Origin of the sequence: Dolichospermum sp. LEGE 00246 (assembly GCF_015207865.1) — a bacterium.
GTDB lineage: Bacteria > Cyanobacteriota > Cyanobacteriia > Cyanobacteriales > Nostocaceae > Dolichospermum > Dolichospermum heterosporum.
Genome location: NZ_JADEWA010000437.1, coordinates 1 through 4,568, shown reverse-complemented (window position 1 = coordinate 4,568; position 4,568 = coordinate 1). Strand labels below are relative to the sequence as shown.

Here is a 4,568-nt window from a genome sequence, read left to right as displayed (position 1 = left end):
TCTCCAAACCTCTCCCCGAAGCGGGGAGAGGCTTTGAAAACCCCCTTCCCTCGTAGGGAAGGGGGCAGGGGGGTTAGGTTTTTGGAGATTATCGGTTTCATCTAATACTTTTAAAACATCCTCTTAGTGTAGTTTAACCTAGAAAGCGAGAAAATGTCCAGTTTTTAAACTAACTATTTAGTTCAAAAATATTTTGATTTTTGGTGAAAAATATTAGTAATATGCCCCAAGTAGGCTATAAGTTAAACTAGCAAGCACTAATGACGTAATAATTACATAGACAAAATTTCGCTGTAAAAGAAAAGTGCAGAAAGAAATGATCACGCGCAAAATAGGAATAGCAATGAGTATCAACAATCCTAATTGAATAATTCCCCGGCGGCTACCTGCCAAAACAGCATTTACTACACCTGTTGGGGAATGAAACTCAGATGGTGTACCTCGAAATATTTGATATTCAGCAGGCTCAGAACCATGATTAATCAAGTACAAAATACCTCCGAATAATACTATAGAACTAGCGATTAAAACTCCATATTTAAGGAGGTTACTGAGTAGATATTCTAATTGTTTTTCATTGGCTGATTTTGTGAATTTTTGATGATTAAGATTTTCATCATGATGACTGAGACGCTGTTCTTCTAGTTGTTGAATATCACAATCTCGCTCTTCTAATTGAAAAGTGAAATTTCCAACTTTTCTTTCTATCTCTGTTGTGCAAGTCCACCGAAAACCAGAATTTAATTTATACATAATTACAGCCCTCCTATTAGACTGTTATAGACCATTTTTAATGCCATTACTACCAATACAAAACTGAAGATAATTCTGAGAATTTGAGTTTTAGCACCGATTAAAATTCTGGCTCCCAAAAAAGCACCTGGTAACACTCCCAACATTACTGGCATAGATAAACCTGGATCTATATATCCCTGTGTTAAATAAACACCTGCTGAGGCTGCGGCTGTGACACCAATCATAAAATTACTGGTAGTAGTGGAAACTTTAAAAGGGAGACGCATGGCTTGATCCATAGCCAATACCTTGAATGCTCCCGAACCAATTCCCAATAAACCAGAAAGCACTCCTGCTACTAACATAATACTGAACCCAGCAGGTAAAGCATGAACTTGGTAAGGGATTACACCATCAGGAGTGGGGTAAGTCCCATTAAGTTGGAGATATTCTGCTAAGGGGTCTGGTGGAGAAATTTCTGTTTGTTCTGGTCTGGGGCGTTGAGACAAGTATGCTGAATAAATTAGCACAATTGCCAAAATCAAGGAAAGTATTTTTACGGTTACATGAGTGGCTATTAAAGCCCCAATAAGAGCGCCAATGGTGGTGGCTACTTCCAGAAACATTCCCAAGCGCAGATTAGCGTAGCCTTTTTTAATATATGTAGATGCTGAACCTAATGATGTCGCAATAACTGATACTAATGATGCCCCAACGGCATAGCGAATATCAACACCAAAGACGGAAGTTAATAATGGAACTATGACGATTCCACCACCTAAACCAGTTAATGCTCCGACTAAGCCGGCACTAAATGATCCCAACCAAACCAGTAAAGAAAATGCTAATATGCTCAATTTAAATTCCCCCTTTTGTTTAATCTATATTTATGAACCTTGATAATTTTTGTCAGCAGGACGTAAACAGAAACCGAAATTTATCTATGGATAAGATTGAGAAGACTAAAACTACGACTATCCAGGAAGATAAAAGTACCTAATCCGATTAAGACAAAGGGCATGAAACGATTACCATATTTGGTAAAAATGTTAGCCAAGGCTTGATTATAAGTTAACTTATGTGCTATGTAACACAACACCCCCACTAATGAAAAGAAAACACCCAAAATTACTAATAGACTTTGCCAATTACTGCTGGCAAATATCGGCACATAAATACTAATGTTATCTGTTCCATTGGCAAATGTCACAGCCGCCACACTATAAGTTTGCAAATTGAAAAACTTCGCCCATAGCGATCGCTTTGAAACTTCTGTATCTGTCTCCACACCCTCTGATTCATCCTCTTCTTGATTCATTAAACTTCTGATCCCCATGATGATTGGGACTAAACCGAATAACCCAATCCAAGGACGGGGTAAGATTAAACCGCCAAAAAAACCTGGCAAACTAGCCAAAATTAAAGCGGTGAAACCTAGATACTGACCGATAATAATATGCCAACGGCGAAACTTAGCATTTACCTGAGAAAAAAACAAGGTCAAAATGACTAAATCATCAATGTTCGTGGCACTAAAAGCCATTGCTCCGGTACTAATTGCAGTTACTATACTCATAATGTTGTTAGATTTTAGATTTTAGATTTTGAATTTTTGACTATCAAGAGATATTGATTGAGGATTATTAAGTAACAATTGACGTTGATTCTTCTCCATCACCAATTACCAATCACCCATTACCCATTACCACCCCTTAATAGTTATTTCTTTCTGCGAATCGAGCATGAATATCATCAACTCTTTGAATAATTCCTGTTGCTAAGTGAGGAGAACGTTGTTTTTTAATAAAAAACCAGCCACAAGTAACAGAAAGATACAACAAGAACAAGTAAGGAAAGGTATTATAAGGAGCTTCCGGCATGGGAAACAGGCTACTACCAGGAATCCCCACACTACCGACAACTGGGATCATCATGAACGCCACAGCTAAAACCGCAAACACCACATCTATCGAACGAAGTTTTCTGATTTTGTATAGATAGACTGGAGCAGCAACAGAAATCAGAATATAAACAGTTAAAAATCCATAACTACAAATAGCCCCTAAATAGCCCATACAATCGAATAGTTTGATATGAAAGAAGGACATTATTGCCGGGATCAAAAATGTCAATAGTGAACATATCGTGACGGCAACATGAGGAGTTCTATTAGCTGCGTGAGCGTTACCTAAAGAGGCATGAAACAAACCATGACGAGCCATTAAAAAAGCCACTCTAGCCGCAGGATTAATACTGCCAAGAATGCAAGCAAAGAAACTAAACAACGCGCCTAACGCTACCAATTCTCCCAAAAAACCCACTCCTGCTTGTCGAGACAGAAAACCCAAAGGTTCTTCGGTGTCTTTAATCGAGATGCCTGTACCTTGAAAACCCAGAATTTCTATGTAGGTGGTGGAAATAAAAAATAGCCCGGCAAGAATAACACTACCCATAACGGCTCTAGGTATGGTGCGTAATGGCTTTTTGGCTTCATCACCTAAGCTAGTCGCACTTTCAAAGCCGGAAAAACCAAACATCACCAATACAAGTCCCGTAGCTACACTACCGGGAGTAACTCCAGAAAGGGTGATTTGGGACATATCCACAGCAAAACCTTTATGCGCCCAAATAATTATACATAAGATACTTATCAAAACAAGGGAAGCACCTTCTAACCAAAGCATGGCTACAGCCGAAAGTTGGATATCTTTGTAAGCTGCATACCAGGAAATTCCTGCACCAATAGCTAACAGTGTGATGCTAGAAGGATGAATACCCAAATGACCAATTAGCATTCCACTAAAATTAGCGAATCCGCACAAAACGGACATTCCTGTAAATAAATAAGCCAGCACTAAACTCCAACCACAAATTACTCCTGCTGTTGGTCCTAAGCCTTGGGTGATGTAGGAATAGAGAGAACCAGGAGATGCGGAACGACTAGCAAATTGGTTAATGTTAATGCTGACTAACATTAGTCCAATCAACCCAATCACAAAACTTAGCCAAGTACCATTTCCTGAAAGTGCCACAATTAAACCAATATTAGATGCTGGTACAGTTGTGGGTGCAATTACAGCAAATGATTGCGCTAATACTTCCGAAAAAGACAGGCAATTTGCCCGTAATCCATGAATACTTTGACAAGAAGATATTTCTTTACTCATTTTTATGTTTTTATAGTGGTAAATGACACATAACTCGATAGACTATGGGGAATTATTCATGTTTATGTGATGAATATATAAGGCACATTTGTTTATGTTGATTGTGGACAAACCCCATCTAAATTTTTTCCTTTTATGTGGTCATTTAAAATCAGATTGTACAGTAATTAACTTCGCATATCTATGACAATCTGGCTATTTTTAGTTAAATATTTGAGACTATCAATGCCAATTTCAGGAAAGTCATAATGATCACTATTCTGTAACCTGTATCCTTTAAATGCCGAGTTTCAATAATTTTTGCATCTATGAATACATTTGAGGTCACGAACTGTATTTATCTTGACAAATTAAATACTACCTTATGTGTTCCTAGTAAGCAAGTGTTAGATAAAAAATATTTTTTAAGATTTTATACATCATTGACAAATTCCGAAAAGTACATCGGAGTTAGTGCCATTTGATTTTGATAAATTACTTTTTTATATTTTAAACTTTAAGTTGTATATAATACTCCCCAATTGCACAGACTTTAAAGGTGATTTAGGGGAAGATTACCATTAAGCCTTGCTTTACAAAGTTTTCATAGCCTATGTATTTATTCACCTCTAAAAATACGAGTATAAAAATAAATAGTATGATATTGTTGCCAACGTAATCTAATAA

General features: G+C 37.2%; 4 protein-coding genes. All 4 read right to left on the bottom strand.

Annotated features, from left to right (window positions below):
- Positions 1-213 precede the first annotated feature (213 nt).
- On the bottom strand, positions 214-753 hold the full coding sequence (locus tag IQ228_RS21655) for a DUF1634 domain-containing protein (protein WP_027401197.1): 540 nt from the start codon (positions 751-753) through the stop codon (positions 214-216).
- Between the two features lie 2 nt (positions 754-755).
- On the bottom strand, positions 756-1,592 hold the full coding sequence (locus tag IQ228_RS21650) for a sulfite exporter TauE/SafE family protein (protein ID WP_027401196.1): 837 nt from the start codon (positions 1,590-1,592) through the stop codon (positions 756-758).
- An 80-nt stretch (positions 1,593-1,672) separates the two neighbouring features.
- Positions 1,673-2,311 carry a cadmium resistance transporter gene (locus tag IQ228_RS21645; RefSeq protein ID WP_035081331.1) on the bottom strand — a complete coding sequence of 213 codons (639 nt, stop codon included), beginning with the start codon at positions 2,309-2,311 and terminating at the stop codon, positions 1,673-1,675.
- A gap of 136 nt (positions 2,312-2,447) precedes the next feature.
- A complete protein-coding gene (locus tag IQ228_RS21640; protein ID WP_035081330.1) occupies positions 2,448-3,902 on the bottom strand; it encodes an APC family permease in 1,455 nt (484 codons plus the stop codon).
- Positions 3,903-4,568: the final 666 nt, after the last annotated feature.

What these genes read in the sequence shown, in the direction of transcription:
- IQ228_RS21655 (WP_027401197.1), bottom strand. Translation starts at nt 753, where the DNA reads ATGTATAAATTAAATTCTGGTTTTCGGTGGACTTGCACAACAGAGATA.
- IQ228_RS21645 (WP_035081331.1), bottom strand. Translation starts at nt 2,311, where the DNA reads ATGAGTATAGTAACTGCAATTAGTACCGGAGCAATGGCTTTTAGTGCC.
- IQ228_RS21640 (WP_035081330.1), bottom strand. Translation starts at nt 3,902, where the DNA reads ATGAGTAAAGAAATATCTTCTTGTCAAAGTATTCATGGATTACGGGCA.